Below are 15763 nucleotides of genomic sequence, written 5' to 3' on the forward strand. Positions count from 1 at the left end.
CGGAGTGCCGGGCCAGTGGGCGACCGCGACTCAGCCTGCCGCAGACAGAAGGGCTGAGCAGGGTCGCCGCACGGCGAGCCGTCGTTCAGGGTGCGGACGGTCTCGTCGATCGGGGCGGAATCCCAGGTGGCCACGTCGAGGTTCTGGGAGAGGCGGTCGACCAGGCCGTGTGCCTGGACCGCCTACCCGCCGGTGATCACAGGGGGCAATCGGGAACCGGCGGCTCGTGAGGCGCGTCCGCCGAATGACGGGTCGGCGGGACTCTCTGTCTCGGATATGGAGAACATGTTCGTTCTGGTGTTGCTCGGTGTGCTGGCGCTTGTTGTCATCGTGTGCGTGTGCGTGGTGTGGACGGAGCGCGGTGGGCCCCGCTGGGTCCGCGTCGTTGCCTCCGTGACGCTTGCCGCGGGCGAGTTGCTCCGTCAATCGGGCAGGAGCCGGCGCGGGAGCGTGAGCCGGACGGGCGGCGACGGCGATTAGGGCCACGGAGAGGACCACGAACGGGCGCACGACAGGACGCACGAGGGTGCGGGCGCCGGTGGCCGCGGGTGGCGGCGACCGGCGCCCCGGTGCGTCAGGGCTTGGGCGGCACGGTGTTGCAGTCGGGGACCCCGTCGAGCCAGGCGGGTCCCTGGATGTAGATGTTGGTCATCCAGGCCTTGTAGTCGGGCAGGTAGGCCCAGACGTCGTTGGAGTAGCCCTCGGCCTCGACGAGTTCGGCGTGCTTCTGGCACTGCACGCGGATGGTGGTCGGGCCGGGGAAGGCGTAGACGCGGCCGGCGGCGATTGAGGGCGCCTGCTTGGTCCACACGCCGCTGCCCCAGGTGCGGTGGATGTGGCCGGTCACCGTGCCGGTGTTGACGCGGACGGCGCCGTAGTAGTCGCCGCCCAGGCGGACGTCGCTGACCATGAGGCGGGTGCCGGACTCCTTGGCCTCTACCATCTTGCCCGCGCCGAGGTAGATGGCGATGTGGTGCAGGTCGTCGGAGCGGCCCCAGGCGAGCAGGTCGCCGGGGAGCAGCGGCGCCAGGCCCTGGGCGGCGGTGAAGCGGTTCGCCGCCCGGTGGGTGTAGTACTGGGTGCTGGCGGTGCCGTTGAGGATGTCCGAGCCGGCGGCACGGGCGTAGGCGTGGCGGACGAGGCCGGAGCAGTCGAAGCCGAGCCGTTCGGGGTCGTGCGCGCTGTCGGGGTCGGTCGGGTCGATCTGGCCGTAGGTGGCGCCGGGTTGGGCGCCGTGGCCGCCGCCCCAGGTGTACCAGGTGCCGGCCGCCACCTCGGCGCAGGCGGCGGCGATGGCGGCTTCGGCGGCCGCGGAGGCCCCCGAGGCGAGAGCGCCGCACGCGGCGGCGTCCCGTTGCGGAGCATGCGGCGGGGCCGCGGCGGCGGTAGCGGCCGGCGCGGCGAGGAGAAGGGCGAGCAGGGCGATCAGGGTGTGGACGACTCTTGTCCGGCAGGCCATGCCAGGACCCCCGTTTGCTGGTGGTGTGCGGAACTGGTCGGACAGCAGCCTGGGGGCCGCGCCCCCGGCCCGTCGAGGTGCGGGGCGTCGCCCTGCTGCGGTGGGCAACGGGAAACCCTCGGGAAACCCGCGTCCACTGGGAGTGCGGCCGTCACCCTCGGTGGGCGCGGGCGGCCGCCCGCGGCAGTTCGGACGCGGGGACGCCGGGCAGCAGGGCGGCGAGCTCGCGGGCGTCCAACCCCGCGCGCGGTCGGCAGATCGCCGCCAGCCGGGCCTGCGGGTCGAGGTCCCACAGCCGGACGGTGCCGTCGGTGCTGCTGCTGGCGAGGGTGCGGCCGTCGGGGGCGAAGACCACGCTCCACACCGAGTTGGTGTGCCCCGTCACCGTCGCCCACCCCCGGCGCGCGCCGACGTCCCACAGGCGCACGGTGCGGTCGGTGCCGCTGCTGGCGAGGGTGCGGCCGTCGGGGGAGAAGGCCACCCCGCGCACGGAGCCGACGTGGCCGGTCAGGGTCGCCTCGGTGCGGAGGCGGCGCACGTCCCACAACCGGACGGTGCCGTCGTTGCCGCTGCTGGCCAGGGTGCGGCCGCCCGGCGCGAAGGCGCTGCGCACCGCGCCGGTGTGGCCGGTGAGGGTGGCGAGCCGGCGGTGGGTGGTGACGTCCCACAACCGGACGGTCAGGTCGTCGCCGACGCTGGCGAGGAGGCGTCAGTCGGGGCTGAAGGTGACATCGTTGGCAAAGTCGTCGTGGCCGGTCAGCATGGCCAGCGGGCGGCCGTCCGCGGTGTCCCAGAGCCGGACCGTGCGGTCGCTGCCGGCGGAGGCGAGGGTGCGGCCGTCGGGTGCGAAGGCGACGGCGAAGACCTGCCCGGTGTGGCCCGGCAGGGTCTCCAGCAGCCGGTGCCCGGCCACGTCCCACAGGCGGACGGTGCCGTCGGAGCCGGCGGAGGCCAGGGTGCGGCCGTCGGGTGCGAAGGCCACCGAGAAGACCGTCTCGGTGTGGCCGCGCAGGGTCGCCACCAGCCGGCGCCGGCCCGCGTCCCACAGCCGCACCGTGTGGTCGGTGTCGGCGGTGGCCAGCAGGCTGCCGTCGGGGCTGAACTGGGCCTGCCACACCTCGGTGAACGGGCGAGCCGTGAGCGCCGGGCCCGCGAGGTTCCACAGCACCACGGACTGGTCGAAGCCGGCCGTGGCGAGCAGGGCCCCGTCGTAGGCGACGGCGACGCCGAGCGCGTAGTCGGTGTGGCCCGCGAGCACGCCCGTCTGCCGCCCGCTGTGCACGTCCCACAGCCGCGTCGTCCCGTCGCCGACCGCGCCGACGACCGTGGCGCCGTCGGGCGTCCAGGCGACGGCGTTGATGTCGTCGCTGCTGCCGGACAGCGTCGCGGTGAGGCGGCCCGTGCGCACGTCCGACAGCCGCACCGTCCGGTCGATGCCGCCGGACACCACCGTGCGGCCGTCCGGCGAGAACGCCACGCCCAGCACCCCGTCGGTGTGGCCCCGCAGCACGTCGAGGGAGCGGGCACGCAGGAGGTCCCACAGGCGTACGGTGCGGTCGGCGCCGGCGGAGGCGAGGGTGCGGCCGTCGGGGGAGTAGGCGAGCGCGTACACGGCCCCGCGGTGACCGGGCAGCGCGGCGGTGACGCGGTACGCGCCCGTGCTCTCGCGCACCTCGATCGTGCCGCCCGCGGTGGCGACGGCCACCTCGCGCCCGTCCGGGGCGAACGCCATCGCGCGGGCGGCCCGGGTGGCTGCCGGGAGGGTCGCCGTCATGCGGCGGCGGGTGACGTCCCAGAGCTGGACGGGACCGCTCGTCGACGTCGCCGCGAGGGTGTGGCCGTCGGGCTGAAGGAGATCGACCGCACCGGCCCGGGCACCGGCAGTACGGCGACCGTGCGGTGTCCGGGCATGCTGCGCAGGATCACCGTGCCGTCCGAACTCCCCGTCGCCAGCAGCTTGTCGCCCGGGGCGAAGGCCACCGTGTTGACGGGGCCGCGGTGTTCGTCGAGCCGGGCGGCGAACGGCTGGGACTGGGTGCTCAGCAGCGCGCCGCGTGCCCCGGGGGTGTCGTGGGTGCGGAAGGCCTGCTCCGCCAGCAGCATCGACGCCTCCGGGCGGCCGCCGGCGAGGGAGGCCGATGCGGCTCCATCCGTCCGATTCGTCGGCCCACGTGCGCACGACGTCCAGCCGCGTCCCGCGGTACAGCGCGGAGGGGTCGCGGCCCTCGCTCTCCCACGCGGCGGCGGCGTGGGCCAGCTGCTGGTGCAGCAGCAGTCCGGCGCGGTCGGCGTGGATCCAGTCGCGCAGGCGCGGCCAGGCGTGCAGCAGCGCTTCGTGCGTGATCTCGACGGTGTCGCGGTCGAGGGTGATCAGCCGGGCCCGCACGAACGCGTCGAGCGCGGCGGCGGCCCCCTCCGCATCCGTGAACTGCCCCATCGGGGCCACCCGGTTCACACGCCGGCGGGTGGCGCCGCTGCCGTCCGTGACGAACACCAGGCGGGACAGGATGCGGCGGATGGTGCGCTGCTCCGCCGGGTAGAGGCGGGCGAACACCGTCTCCGCCGTCCGCGCGATCGCGCCCTGGATCCCTCCGGCCCGCTCGTATCCGGCGACGGTCAGCTCGGCGCCCTCGCGCTGCTGCCAGGTGGCCAGCAGGGCATGCGAGAGCAGCGGCAGTGCGCCGGACGGGGTCTCGTCGCCGCTGCCGTTGCCGCGTGCGGTACCCGGCTCGCCGCGCAGCAGCAGGGGGAGCAGCCCCGGTTGCAGGGTGAGCCCGGAGAGTTCCGCGGGGCGCGTGATCGAGGCGCGCAGCTCCGCCTCGGACATCGGGGGCACGACGAACAGTCCGTCGGTGAACACCGGTGCGAGGTCCGGCAGATCGAGGCAGTTGCCGACGAAGTCGGCGCGGACCCCGAGGACCACGATGCCGGGGGTGTGCGGATCCGCCGTCGGCGGTGGGCCGGCCAGGGCGGCCAGCACACGGACGAAGGCGCGTCGTTCGTCCTCGTCGGCGCAGGCGGTGAAGAGTTCCTCGAACTGGTCGACGATCACCACCGGACGCCATGGCGGCGGGCGTTGCTCCCCGGGCGCGGCCGGTGACCCGCCCGAGCGGGCCATGCTGGCCTCCAGCAGCGCGGCGGGTTCGCGCCGGAGCTGCTCGGCGGTGATACCCAGGTCCTTCACGGTCTGCTCCAGCAGCTCCTCGAGCGGTCGCGCGATCGGGGTGAGGGTCACCAGGGGCCACCGGTCGGCCCCCGGCATCGGGAAGTCACCGCGCCGCAGGGCCGGGACGAGGCCGGCGTGCAGCAGGGACGACTTCCCCGCGCCGGACGGCGCGACGAGCATCAGCGGTCCGCTGCCGAGCCGATCGAAGATCCGCTCGACCAGAACGGCGGTCGCCCGCTCCCGGCCGAAGAACCACGCCGAGTCCTGCGGTCCGAACGCCGACAGCCCCCGGTAGGGACACGCCCCCTCGGACTGCGCTGCGGTCCCGTCCGCCTCCTTGCGCGACCCCGCCGCACGTTGCGGCGCGCGCTCGACGAGGTCGAGCAACGCCCCCTCCGCGCGCAGTACTTGGTCGCAGAGCCGGGCGACGTCGACGGTCGCCCGCTTCGCGCCGGTCTCGATCTTGCTCAGGTAGCCCTTGCGGTAGTGGGTCCTGCGCGCCAGGTCGGCGAGCGACAGGCCGCGTTCACGCCGCAGTCGTCGAAGTTGCGCGGGAAACGAGTGCGTGGTCGGCGCATCAGGGTTCCCCGCGGCGAGGTGGTCTGCTTCGGTCGCGTGGCGTGGGTCGACCACGATGTCCCCCCAGGGCAGTCGGCCGTGCAACGGCGCACGTCAAGGCTACTGGGGGGACGGCTGGGGCATCCCGGCGTTCGTTCGCTGTGGCGCAAAGACGCACGTCCGAAGCCGAGTCGACGGCTCCGGACGTGCGTCGCTGCGGTGCCCGGGCGGGGCGTGTCCCCAGGTGAGGGCGGTGGCCCCGCGCGCAGGTCGCCGGTCGGGCGGATCAGGTCAGGGTGGCTCCACAGCCGCCGTTGACCCACTGGTGCGACCGAATGTTGTTGTCCACGACGTTGCCGTCGGTGAAGTAGTTGTCCGACAGGTTGTCGGCGTACAGCTCGCCCGGGTACAGGCAGGTGTGGCCGAGCTCGTGGTCCTGCCAGTAGAAGAACTTCACGATGGACAGGTTGCCCGTGAAGCCCCGGTTCATCACCGAGGACGCCCGGTCGTTCGCGGCACCCCAGTTGGAGCTGTCGCCGGCGGCGACCATGATCGGGCTGCCGTTGCAGTCGTAGCCGTCCCAGGCGTACATGTTGCCGTTGCGCGCCCCCCACTTGCTGTCGCACACGGCGCCGGCGACGCCGCTCTCAGCGGCCTGCGAGGTGGCGGCCGGGACGGCCACGCCCAGGGCGGTGAGCCCGATGAGCGCTGCGGAGACGGTGAACTTGCGCATGGTGGTTCCCCTCGTTTCTCGATGGTGCCCGGTGGTGGTGCGCCGGCGGGGCGGGGCGTCGGGTGCCCATGGGGTGCCCTCGCCGGTGGACGGGGCGCTTCCGTGCGCGAGATGGTCAGTCACGCTCCGGAACGATGCGCACCGCCCGGTCGTAGGCCTGCCGGCCGAGACGGCGGTAGGTGTCGATGTCCTTGACGTACCGGTCGGGCAGGCGGTCCAGGTAGTGCTTCTCCCGGGCCGTGGCCACGGCCCGCAAAGAGGTGCGGCGCGCGCAGCCGGCGTCCGCGACGGCGGTCCTGCGCTCGGCGGCGAAGGCCTCGTCGGCGCGGGCCGCGCCCAGCCGCACGGCCGCGGCCCGCACGCTGTCCTGGGCGGCCTGGGGGTCGGGGTAGGGTTCGCCGGCCTCGCGCATGCACGCGGACCACGCCTGGACGGCCGCGGTGAGCTGCCGGTCCTTCATCAGCCGCCCGGCGTAGAGGGAGTTGGCGCTCACCGCGATCTTGCTGGTGCGGAACCACTCGGCGGGATCGCCGTAGAGCGTGCGCTCGGCCTCCTCGGTGCAGCCGCCGATGCGCTTGCGGATCGCGCCGCCGTTCGGCATCGGGGCGGTGAGCATGCGGGCGCCGTCGCCGCCGTCCAGGGCCTCGTCGAACAGGGCGCGGCGCGTGGCGGGCAGGTCCTGGCGGTAGGCCCCGTTGACGTTGCGCTCGCGCAGCCGCGTGCTCTTCGCCTCGATGCGGCTGCCGTAGCCGTAGGTCCGCGCCCACGCCAGGTCGTCCTGGACGAAGCGCACGGGCCGGCTCTCCTGGAGCGTCAACTCGCGCTCCTCCTGGTAGGTGAAGCCCTGGCGTCCCATGCACCGACTGGTCAGCCGCTGGAGGGCGTCGTTGACGCGGACCTCTTGCCGCCAGGTCAGCGCCGGTGTGCGAACACCGGTGTCCTGGCTGGTCCGTCCCCGGGCGTCGCCGGCGCCGTCACCGCAACCGGTCACCACGGCGGTGGCGAGCGCGATCACCGCACACAACGACATGAGCGCACGTCTCATGGACCCCGATTCCCCCTGCCGCCTCATGGCCCCGGATCCCCGGTGCCGCCCGGTCCCCCGTGCGGCACCGGAGAGGGCGCCCCCTCGGTTGCCGCCGGCCACGGTCGTGCCGTGCGCCGACGGGACACAGACTCGTGGCGCCGCCCGGCGGGGTCGACGGGTTTCCCGTTGCCCACCGGCGGCCGGACCGGGAAACCGGGGGCGAGGTGGGGGAACGGGGCGGGGGAGGCAACGTCTGCTGAGCAGCCCGGCGGAGGGAATGCCGACATCCGCACCCCCGCGGAGCGGGCCGAGCGTGCCGAACGGGCTCGCGCGGTGCTGAATGTTTGCGCAACGCTTTCTGGTACTCGCGCCCGGCCTCGCATGATCCTTCGTCCCGATGCCGTCGCACCGATCGCGGGTTGAGCTTTACGCGGCCATCCGACGTGACGTCCCGCACCGGGACATCGAACCGTCGCGGAGAGCCTGTGCCGACGAGATGGCGCGCGGGTCTCGCGGCGTCGACTTCATCACGATTGACAGGAGCACGTCCCCGAACACCCCAACCGCTTCGCGGCATTAGCCAGGACAGGGCCGGGCCGCCGGGAATTGCCGTCCGTTGCGGTGACCGCCATCTGGCGTTCATACCTGTCTCACCGCTCCGGTCGATCGTGCTTCCTAGCGTCCGTGAGTGCGCGCACCGTCGACCTGCCGCAGCCCGTTGTCAGGTTCGGAGCGCTGCTGTCCGGTCGGTGTGCGACTGCACCCGAACGACGCGAAAGGCCCCTGGAATGTCCGAAGAACCCAAGCAAACCAGAATCTCTCGTCGCAACGCGCTCGGCCTGTTCGGCGCGACAGTGTCCGGCGCCGCCGCCGGGCCACTGGTCCTCGGCGCCGGAACCGCCGAGGCGGTCCCGGCGAAGTCGGAGGTCACCGGTCTCACCACCGGATCGGCCACCACCCCCGTCCAGGGCCTGCACCTGACCTTCGGCGCCGACCCACGCAGCCAGATGGTCGTCTCGTGGGTCACTGACGCGGCTGTCAAGAACCCCCGGGTCGTTTACGGCACGCTGAGTGGCGGCTTCGGTTCCACCGTGCACGCGAAGACGAAGACCTACGTGGACGGCACCTCCGGGCGGACCGTCTGGGTCCATCACGCGCTGATCAGCAAGCTCAAGGCCGACACCGACTACCTGTACGCTGCCCAGCACGACGGGGCCACCCCCGACGCCGGCACCTTCCACACGGCGCCGTCCGGCCGGGCTCCGTTCACCTTTACCAGCTTCGGCGACCAGGGTGCGCCCAGTGTGACGTGGAAGACCGGAGCGAACCCGGCCGACGCCTCGGGCCGGGACTTCGAGCCCAACGCCACGCCCGCCGCTGCCGACATCGTCACCGGGGTTGAGAAGGTCGGCCCGCTGTTCCACCTCCTCAACGGTGACCTCTGCTACGCCAACACCGGGCCCGACCGCATTCGTGTCTGGCGCGACTTCCTCACCAACAACAGCCGTTCAGCGCGATTCCGTCCGTGGATGCCGTGCGCGGGCAACCATGAGATCGAGCTGGGCAACGGCAAGCTCGGTCTCGACGCGTACCAGACCTACTTCGAGCTGCCCTCGACCGAGAACCAGCCCGAGCTCGACAACCTCTGGTACTCCTTCACGGTCGGCGGGGTGAAGGTGATCGCCCTGCAGAACGACGACATCGCCCTGCAGGAGGGCGGTGACATCTACATCAACGGCTACTCCGGCGGTCGGCAGCTCGCCTGGCTGGAGAAGGAGCTCAAGTCGGCACGGGCTTCGAAGGACATCGACTGGATCGTCGTCTGCATGCACCAGGTGATGATCAGCTCGGCGACTGCCGCGAACGGCCCTGATGTCGCGCTGCGCGCGGCGTACGGCCCGCTGTTCGACAAGTACGGCGTCGATCTGGTGGTCTGTGGCCACGAGCACGACTACGAGCGCTCGTTGGCGGTGCGTGGCGTCGTCCCCGGAAGCGTCACCCTCACGCCCAACCCGAGTCAGACCGCACTCGATGTGATCGACAGTGCGCACGGTACGACGCACATGGTCCTCGGCGGTGGCGGCGTGTCCGGCATCACGAACAACAGCTTCACCACCGACGACGCCGACGGTCACGGGCATCACTCGGCATACGTCCAGATGGAGCGCGTCGGCAAGTACAACTCGGTCAAGGAGAAGGAGACGGCGGTCTGGATCGGCGTCCGTGACGCGGAGCATCCGTACGGCTTCGCCGAGTTCGCCGTCGACCCGGGCCGTCACCCCGGTGACATGACCCGCATCCACGTCACCTACTACAACATCATCACGCCCACAGGTGAGCTGTCGGTCTTCGAGAAGTTCACGCTCCAACGCCGTCGTAGTGACGGCGGCCACAGCCACCACTGACCCACCGCGACCAGCAGCAGGAGTCGTCAACGCCTGGGGCCGGGACGACGTCCCGGCCCCAGGCGTTGGGTTCTGCTGCAGGTTTGGGTGACAGGTTCGGTCACGCGGCCTGGAGGGCCGGTGGGGTCATGACGGTCTCGAATTCGACGGGGGTCAGGCGGCGGAGTGCGGCTTGTCCGCGGCAGCGGTGGTAGGTCCGCTCGATCCAGGTCACGATCGGCTTCAGGATGCGCGGATATGCCCGGTGCGGGGGTAGCGATGTGCCGCCGGGCTTGGGGCTCGTAGCTGTGCGCGTTCGGAGGCGCGGCCTGACTGCCGCTGGTGGCTTGGGGTGATCGGTCTAAAGTGCATGTGGTAGTCGTCGTTTCTGATCTTTGGAGGGTTTGCTCGTCATGTCGGCTGAGGTCCACGAGTTCCAGGTGGAAGCCCGTCAGCTCTTGCAGCTGATGATCCATTCGATCTATTCGAACAAGGATGTGTTTCTGCGGGAGCTGATCTCCAACGCCTCCGACGCGCTCGACAAGCTGCGGCTGGAAGCGCTGCGCAACGACGCGCTCGGGGTGGACGTCTCGGATCTGCACATCGCCCTGGAGGCAGATGCTCAGGCGCGGACGCTGACGGTGCGGGACAACGGCGTCGGCATGTCGCGTGATGAGGTCGTCGCTCTCATCGGCACGATCGCCAGTTCCGGGACGGCGAAGCTGCTCAAGGAGCTGAAGGACACCAAGGACGCGGACGCGGCGGCGGGTCTGATCGGCCAGTTCGGCGTCGGGTTCTATTCCGCGTTCATGGTCGCCGACGAGGTCACCGTGGTCACCCGGCGGTCCGGCGAGAGTCAGGGCACCCGCTGGACCTCACGCGGTGAGGGCACCTACTCGGTCGAGAGCGTCGGCAAGGCGCCCCAGGGCACAGCGGTGACACTTCACCTCAAGCCCGTCGATGCCGAGAACCAGATGCACGACTACACCGACGGCTGGAAGCTCCGGGAGATCGTCAAACGGTACTCGGACTTCATCACCTGGCCCATCCGCATGCCCGCGACCGTCACGACGTCTGCCGACACGGACTCCGGCGCCGATGGGGAGAGCATCGAGTCGGCTGCGGCGGCTCTGGAGACGGTGAACTCGATGAAGGCGCTGTGGGCGCGGTCGCGGGAGGAGGTGACCGAGGAGGAGTACCACGAGCTGTACAAGCACCTGGCCCACGACTGGCTGGACCCGCTGGAGACCATCCGGCTGCAGGCGGAGGGCACCTTCGAGTACCAGGCCCTGCTGTTCATCCCCTCCCACGCCCCGCACGACCTGTTCACCCGCGACCACCGGCGCGGCCTGCAGCTGTACGTCAAGCGCGTCCACATCATGGACGACTGCGAAGAGCTCCTGCCGCCTTACCTGCGCTTCGTCAAGGGCGTCGTCGACTCCCAGGACCTCTCGCTCAACGTCTCCCGCGAGATCCTGCAGCAGGACCGCCAGATCCAGATGATCCACCGGCGCCTGACCAAGAAGGTCCTGGCCACCATCAAGGACCTCATGACGAGCACCCCCGACCGCTATGCCACCGTCTGGAGGGAGTTCGGCCCCGCTCTGAAGGAAGGCCTGCTGGGCGACGACGGCAACCGCGACACCCTGCTGGGCCTGTGTTCCTTCGCCTCGACGCGCGAGGCGGACGAGCCGACCACGCTGGCGCAGTACGTGGAGCGCATGAAGGACGGCCAGGAAGAGATCTACTACCTGACCGGGGACTCACGGGAAGCCGTCGAGAATTCCCCGCACATGGAGGCCTTCCGTGCGAAGGGAATCGAGGTGCTGCTGCTGACCGACCCCGTCGACGAAATCTGGGTCACCATGGTGCCCGCATTCGACGGCAAGCAACTGCGGTCCGTCGCCAAGGGGACGGTCGACCTGGAGGCAGGCGGGCAGGACCCCCAGACCGACAGCGACCGCGAGAGTCGGCAGAAGGAGTACACCGACCTGCTGGCCTGGATGACTGGCGTCCTGACCGAGGACGTGAAGGAGGTCCGGCTGTCCACCCGCCTGACCGTCTCCCCGGCCTGTCTCGTCTCCGACACCCACGACATCACCCCGGCCCTGGAGAACATGTACCGCGCCATGGGCCAGGACGTCCCGCACACCAAGCGCATCCTGGAACTCAACCCGGGCCATGCGCTGGTCGACAGCCTCAACAAGGCCCACACCGAACGCGGCGACGATGCCGGTGCCGGTCTCTCGGGAATCGCTGAACTCCTCTACGGCATGGCCCTTATCGCCGAGGGCGGCGCGCTGAAGGACCCCGCGCGTTTCGCCAAGTTGATGGCAGACCACCTCGCCGTCTGATCCAGCCGGACCTGCCCGGTGGGCCGTGACCCGCCCGCGACGACGCGTCGCGGCCCACCGAAAGCACGGCACGCGGCTGCCTTCCGCAGGCTCGGAAGACGGTGGTCGTGAATTCGGACGACCCACAGGCCCTTCGGGGTGGTGGAGGCTACGCGTCTTCACCGTGTTCTGCCGAGGAAGTCTGGGGCTTCAACCCTGGGAGGAATCAGCGCCTGAGTGTTCGGGCGTGAAACGCCCGAACATCCCTTCACACCGCAACCGGCCGGGTAGCGACAGTGGGCGGTGGAGGGCTCGTCCGCGGGGCCCACAGAGACGGGCGGGTGCGCCGTACGTTCGTCAGGGGAAAGGTGCCCAGGGTCGGGACGGACCACTTCTTGTTCTACACACCGGAGACGGCATGGACATCGCGGCTGTGCCGGCTGCCGGCGCGGACCCTGAAGCCCTTGCGTCACCACGACGCCGTTCTCGGCTGCCTGCGTGAGGGCGGCCTCTCCCTCACCCTGACTGCCCACGCCGTCTCTGTTCTCGACAGCTACATCTACGGGTTCGCGCTGCAGGAGAAGACTTTGCCGTTCGGGTCCCCCGAGGAGACCGCCGAACTGGCGGGTTCCATCATGAGCGGTTTCGGCGGCGGCGAGTGCCCGTACCTCACCGAGATCGCGACCGCCGACGTCATGCGTCCCGGGTACTCGTACGGCGACGAGTTCGAAGCCGGACTGGACCTCATCCTCAACGGCTTTCAGCAAGCGGCGGGCTGACGAGGCAACGGAGTGCCCGTTGGCAGTCCGGTGCCCCGTCCTCTCGAACCGGTGAGGTCGGCCCAGACGGACTGGCGGGCCGTAGGAGGCGTCCGCGCGGCACGCGTCGAAGTACGCGGCGCGCACCGCGGGCGGGACGGCGTCGGGAAGAGCCTGTCACGAAGAAGTTTGGCTTCGCGGTGACGCGCCCTCGACCACGGACGGTGAGGCTCGGAGTCACGAGATTGAGTCTCTGGTCAGACCCGCGCTGGTCAGCCAGATGTGTTCGCACGTCGCGGATGCTTCTTCCAGCTTCTCGCGGGACTCTTGCGAGGCGTGGTAGAAAGTCCGCTCGATCATCCAGCACAGGGCGCGTGCCATTGCTGAGGATTGTTGTGGTTCGGTGCCTGCCTGGATGCCGGCTCGTTCCAGGACGGCGGTGATGGCCGTGATGAACAAGTCGGCTGTGTGGTCCCACAGTTCACCGATCTCCGACACGGTCAACGACAAGTCGATCGCCGTGCGCATGACCAGCCCGTGCTCGTTCCACAGCTCGACTGTGCGTTGCATGGCTGCTGCGATGGCGCGTCGCGGCTCGTCCGTCTGCGTAGTGGCTCGGGATCGCTCCCATAGATGCTCGACGGTCCGGGCTACGAGTGCCGCGACCACCTCTTGCTTGGAGCCGAAGTAGAAGTACAGGGCGCCGCGTGTGATGCCGGCGCCTTGGGCGATGTCGCCGACGGTCATGGCGTCGTAGCCCTTCTGCGCCAGCAGAGCCTCGCACGTGTCGAGGATGGCTCGTTCCCGGACGTCGCCCTTGCGTTCGGTGGAACGGCGGCTTCGCGCGGGGTGGTGGCCGGACATCAGAGCTGAGCACCTTCGGTGAAGTCGGTCGTACGGGAGAGTGTCTCCCATGCACGGATGTCCTCGTCCACGGCCGTGCGCGCGGCGGTGACCAGTCGCAGCGCGTCCGAGCCCAGGACGAGGTGAGCCGGTGGCCGCTCGACCGATGTGATGCGTACGACGGCTTCCCCAGCCTTGGCCGGATTGCCGAGCTGGTTCCCGCTGGCCTTCAGACGCGTTTGGCGGATGGGAGTGAACAGATCGTCGTAATCGTCGATGTTCTGCGTGGCGCGCGTCATGGACCGTCCGGCCCAGTCGGTGCGGAAAGAGCCAGGCTCGATTGCCGTCACGTGGATGCCGAACTGTGCGACCTCCTTACCCAGGGCCTCCAGAATGCCTTCCAGGGCGAACTTGCTGCCGCAGTACGCGGACATGCCTGGCACGGCCATGAGCCCGCCCATGGAGGTGACGGCCATCAGGTGTCCGCGGCGGCGCCGGCGCATGTGGGGCAGCGCTGCCTGCAGGGTGGCCACGGCCCCGAATACGTTGACATCGAACTGCCGCCGGACTTCGGACAGCGGCGTCTCCTCGAAGGTGCCCTCCAAGCCGTAGCCGACGTTGGCGACGACGACATCCAGGGGGCCGACGCTCTGCTCCACCTCCGCAACCACGCTTGAGACGGCACTGCTGTCGGTCACGTCCAGGATCCGGCCATGAGCGTGCCCTGGTTTGAGATCTGCGAAGGCCCGCAGATCTTCCTCTGAGCGGATGGTGCCCACGACGGTGTGACCGGCGGCCAGGGCGGCTTGGGCGAAGGCACGTCCAAGGCCCGAGCTGACGCCGGTGATGAGCCAGTTCCGCTTTTCCACTATCGCTCCCAAAAGTTCTCGCGAGGCGTTGGACTGCCCCCTCCAGAAAGTCTACACGGTGTCGATTTTTATCACCGGTATGTTGATTCCGTGGCGCTTCACGATGCGGCCAGGGACGGTCCGACCTCTCATGGAGGTCGGGTCCCCCTGTCATCACCTAGAGTGAGAAAGGTGCAACCGACCGCGGTCGCCTGACAGCGGTGCCCGTGGAACGGCGAGGACCTGGTGCGCTTCACCGGCGCGTGCATCGAACTCGACCTCGCCCTGGTCGCCTGGCGCCGCTCCCGCGGCACCTGCTCACCGGTACCTGGCGCCGCCTTGGCGACCTGGACGCGATCAGCGGTCTGCCGTTGGCGGACATCGCTGCGGTGGTCGGCGAGCTCGTGACCGCCCAGGCTGCCGCCATCCGAGGGGCGACATGAAGACGACGCTGGGGCTGGGCACCTACCGGATCCCTGGTCACGAACCGGGGCCGCCTACGAACGGCTGCGGATGTTTGCGGGGCCCGGCCACACCGTTTCCTTGCCTGGTCCCTACGCGCTTCCGGCGACGGCGGTGACGAGGGGGATTGGCTGGGAGAGGAGGGCGGTGGCTGCGGGGTGGGTTTCGATGGTGTGGGACGACGCCTCGATCGCCGTTCTCGAACTACGGCACCGCCAGCGAGCCCGGGCCGAGGACCGCATCCGCAACGCGCGCGCCACCGGCCTGAGCAATCAGCTTCTGCACGACGCCGCGCGGAACCGGATCTGGCTGGAGATCGTTCTGCTCGCCCTCGACCTGCCGGCCTGGCTGCCCTTGCTCGCCCTGACCGGCAAGCCCCGACTTTGGGAGCCCCGCCGCCTGCGGCTACGACTGTTCTCCGCCGCCGCCCAGCTCGTCACCACCGCCCGCCGCCGGCACCTGAGATTCGCCCGCCACTGGCCCTGGACGGATGTGATCGCCACCGCGATCCAGCGGCTCGACGCACTCCCAAACCCTGGCTGATTAGCGGAAACGCCCCATCTCGACGAACTCAAACCGCCCACCGGAACCGTGGAACCCGGCGCACACCCGACGCGACAGCCGGGTCACCGCCGTGCCGGCGGTCAGGCCGGACAGCCGAAACGGACCGCCCGAACAACCGACGGACCGTCACGAAAGATCGAGGCTGGGCAACGGCCCGACACAGCCACTACCGACGACGATCCGTCGACGAACACGCTGGATGGCTCGTGAAACCAGACTGGAGTACTAAATTCGAAGACCTGATTTTGCGTCGCGGGCTTCGTGGCGTGGACTGTTTCGTGCCGTCCTCGCACTGTAACACCCTTTTTCTGGGCCCGGATGGGAATTCGATGGAGGTTCTGATGCATTCTGAGACCTGACGGATTTGCGTCGCGAAAAGCGGATGAAACGGTGGAGCAGTGACCAGGGGCGGGAAAGAGGTGAAGGGGTTGTATGAGGTTAGATCGGGGCAAATTCGGGAAGTAGCGAAAGGGTTTTTTGGTGATTTGTCTGCGCAAGATTTCTCGGGAATTTCCAGGTCGTAGACAGTGGCGTTGCGAGATAATCGGGAGCACGTCTGTCGTGCCGTCAGCAGTGAGCCGCCTACGACCCATTGGCGGACTTCTTGCAAGACAAACAAGGGGGAACA

At 70.0% G+C, this 15763-nt stretch carries 12 protein-coding genes and 2 pseudogenes; 5 read left to right on the top strand and 9 right to left on the bottom strand.

The annotated features are described in order from the left end of the window. Positions 1-276 precede the first annotated feature (276 nt). Positions 277-480: a hypothetical protein gene (locus tag OIE69_RS41020; RefSeq protein ID WP_326580556.1), complete on the top strand. Its 204-nt coding sequence runs from the start codon at positions 277-279 to the stop codon at positions 478-480. 94 nt (positions 481-574) lie between these two features. Here OIE69_RS41020 and OIE69_RS41025 read toward each other — a convergent pair whose 3' ends face one another. The 7 genes and pseudogenes from OIE69_RS41025 to OIE69_RS41055 all read right to left on the bottom strand — a co-directional run bounded on the left by OIE69_RS41025 (position 575) and on the right by OIE69_RS41055 (position 6961). Then, positions 575-1459, bottom strand: a complete 885-nt coding sequence (locus OIE69_RS41025; protein WP_326580558.1) for a C40 family peptidase — start codon at positions 1457-1459, stop codon at positions 575-577. Positions 1460-1610: 151 nt separating this feature from the next. Next, on the bottom strand, positions 1611-2129 hold the full coding sequence (locus OIE69_RS41030) for a WD40 repeat domain-containing protein (RefSeq protein ID WP_326580560.1): 519 nt from the start codon (positions 2127-2129) through the stop codon (positions 1611-1613). 39 nt (positions 2130-2168) lie between these two features. Further along, on the bottom strand, positions 2169-3233 hold the full coding sequence (locus OIE69_RS41035; RefSeq protein WP_326581553.1) for a WD40 repeat domain-containing protein: 1065 nt from the start codon (positions 3231-3233) through the stop codon (positions 2169-2171). Further along, entirely contained in the window at positions 3230-3562 is a 333-nt protein-coding gene (locus tag OIE69_RS41040; protein ID WP_326581554.1) for a WD40 repeat domain-containing protein, read from the bottom strand. The genes OIE69_RS41035 and OIE69_RS41040 overlap by 4 nt, the downstream gene beginning before the upstream one ends. A gap of 169 nt (positions 3563-3731) precedes the next feature. Continuing rightward, positions 3732-5258, bottom strand: a pseudogene (locus tag OIE69_RS41045) (nSTAND1 domain-containing NTPase); the annotation flags it as partial. A 211-nt stretch (positions 5259-5469) separates the two neighbouring features. Next, positions 5470-5916: a hypothetical protein gene (locus OIE69_RS41050; RefSeq protein WP_326580562.1), complete on the bottom strand. Its 447-nt coding sequence runs from the start codon at positions 5914-5916 to the stop codon at positions 5470-5472. 115 nt (positions 5917-6031) lie between these two features. Further along, positions 6032-6961, bottom strand: coding sequence for a hypothetical protein (locus OIE69_RS41055; protein WP_326580564.1), 930 nt, complete (start codon positions 6959-6961; stop codon positions 6032-6034). Between the two features lie 770 nt (positions 6962-7731). Here OIE69_RS41055 and OIE69_RS41060 point away from each other — a divergent pair. The 3 genes from OIE69_RS41060 (at position 7732) to OIE69_RS41070 (ending at position 12439) form a co-directional block, all read left to right on the top strand. Next, positions 7732-9348: a purple acid phosphatase family protein gene (locus OIE69_RS41060; protein ID WP_326580566.1), complete on the top strand. Its 1617-nt coding sequence runs from the start codon at positions 7732-7734 to the stop codon at positions 9346-9348. A gap of 392 nt (positions 9349-9740) precedes the next feature. Next, positions 9741-11681, top strand: a complete 1941-nt coding sequence (gene htpG / locus OIE69_RS41065) for a molecular chaperone HtpG (protein WP_326580568.1) — start codon at positions 9741-9743, stop codon at positions 11679-11681. Positions 11682-12124: 443 nt separating this feature from the next. After that, positions 12125-12439: a TetR/AcrR family transcriptional regulator C-terminal domain-containing protein gene (locus OIE69_RS41070; RefSeq protein WP_326580570.1), complete on the top strand. Its 315-nt coding sequence runs from the start codon at positions 12125-12127 to the stop codon at positions 12437-12439. A 216-nt stretch (positions 12440-12655) separates the two neighbouring features. On the opposite strand, the gene OIE69_RS41075 is transcribed toward OIE69_RS41070, so the two are convergent. Both OIE69_RS41075 and OIE69_RS41080 read right to left on the bottom strand, forming a co-directional pair. Further along, positions 12656-13282: a TetR/AcrR family transcriptional regulator gene (locus tag OIE69_RS41075; protein ID WP_326580572.1), complete on the bottom strand. Its 627-nt coding sequence runs from the start codon at positions 13280-13282 to the stop codon at positions 12656-12658. Continuing rightward, on the bottom strand, positions 13282-14130 hold the full coding sequence (locus tag OIE69_RS41080; RefSeq protein ID WP_326580574.1) for an oxidoreductase: 849 nt from the start codon (positions 14128-14130) through the stop codon (positions 13282-13284). The genes OIE69_RS41075 and OIE69_RS41080 overlap by 1 nt, the downstream gene beginning before the upstream one ends. Before the next feature lie 630 nt (positions 14131-14760). On the opposite strand from OIE69_RS41080, the pseudogene OIE69_RS41085 reads away from it, so the two are divergent. Then, positions 14761-15114 (top strand): annotated as a pseudogene (locus tag OIE69_RS41085) (transposase); the annotation flags it as partial. Between the last annotated feature and the right edge of the window lie 649 nt (positions 15115-15763).

Origin of the sequence: Actinacidiphila glaucinigra (assembly GCF_035918135.1) — a bacterium.
GTDB classification, from domain to species: Bacteria; Actinomycetota; Actinomycetes; order Streptomycetales; family Streptomycetaceae; genus Actinacidiphila; species Actinacidiphila glaucinigra.

Bases quoted from the DNA above. Each gene is read 5' to 3' on its own strand.
- OIE69_RS41025 (WP_326580558.1), bottom strand. From the start codon at position 1,459: ATGGCCTGCCGGACAAGAGTCGTCCACACCCTGATCGCCCTGCTCGCC.
- OIE69_RS41055 (WP_326580564.1), bottom strand. From the start codon at position 6,961: ATGAGACGTGCGCTCATGTCGTTGTGTGCGGTGATCGCGCTCGCCACC.
- OIE69_RS41075 (WP_326580572.1), bottom strand. From the start codon at position 13,282: ATGTCCGGCCACCACCCCGCGCGAAGCCGCCGTTCCACCGAACGCAAG.
- OIE69_RS41050 (WP_326580562.1), bottom strand. From the start codon at position 5,916: ATGCGCAAGTTCACCGTCTCCGCAGCGCTCATCGGGCTCACCGCCCTG.
- htpG (WP_326580568.1), top strand. From the start codon at position 9,741: ATGTCGGCTGAGGTCCACGAGTTCCAGGTGGAAGCCCGTCAGCTCTTG.
- OIE69_RS41060 (WP_326580566.1), top strand. From the start codon at position 7,732: ATGTCCGAAGAACCCAAGCAAACCAGAATCTCTCGTCGCAACGCGCTC.
- OIE69_RS41035 (WP_326581553.1), bottom strand. From the start codon at position 3,233: ATGACGGCGACCCTCCCGGCAGCCACCCGGGCCGCCCGCGCGATGGCG.
- OIE69_RS41040 (WP_326581554.1), bottom strand. From the start codon at position 3,562: ATGCTGCTGGCGGAGCAGGCCTTCCGCACCCACGACACCCCCGGGGCA.
- OIE69_RS41020 (WP_326580556.1), top strand. From the start codon at position 277: ATGGAGAACATGTTCGTTCTGGTGTTGCTCGGTGTGCTGGCGCTTGTT.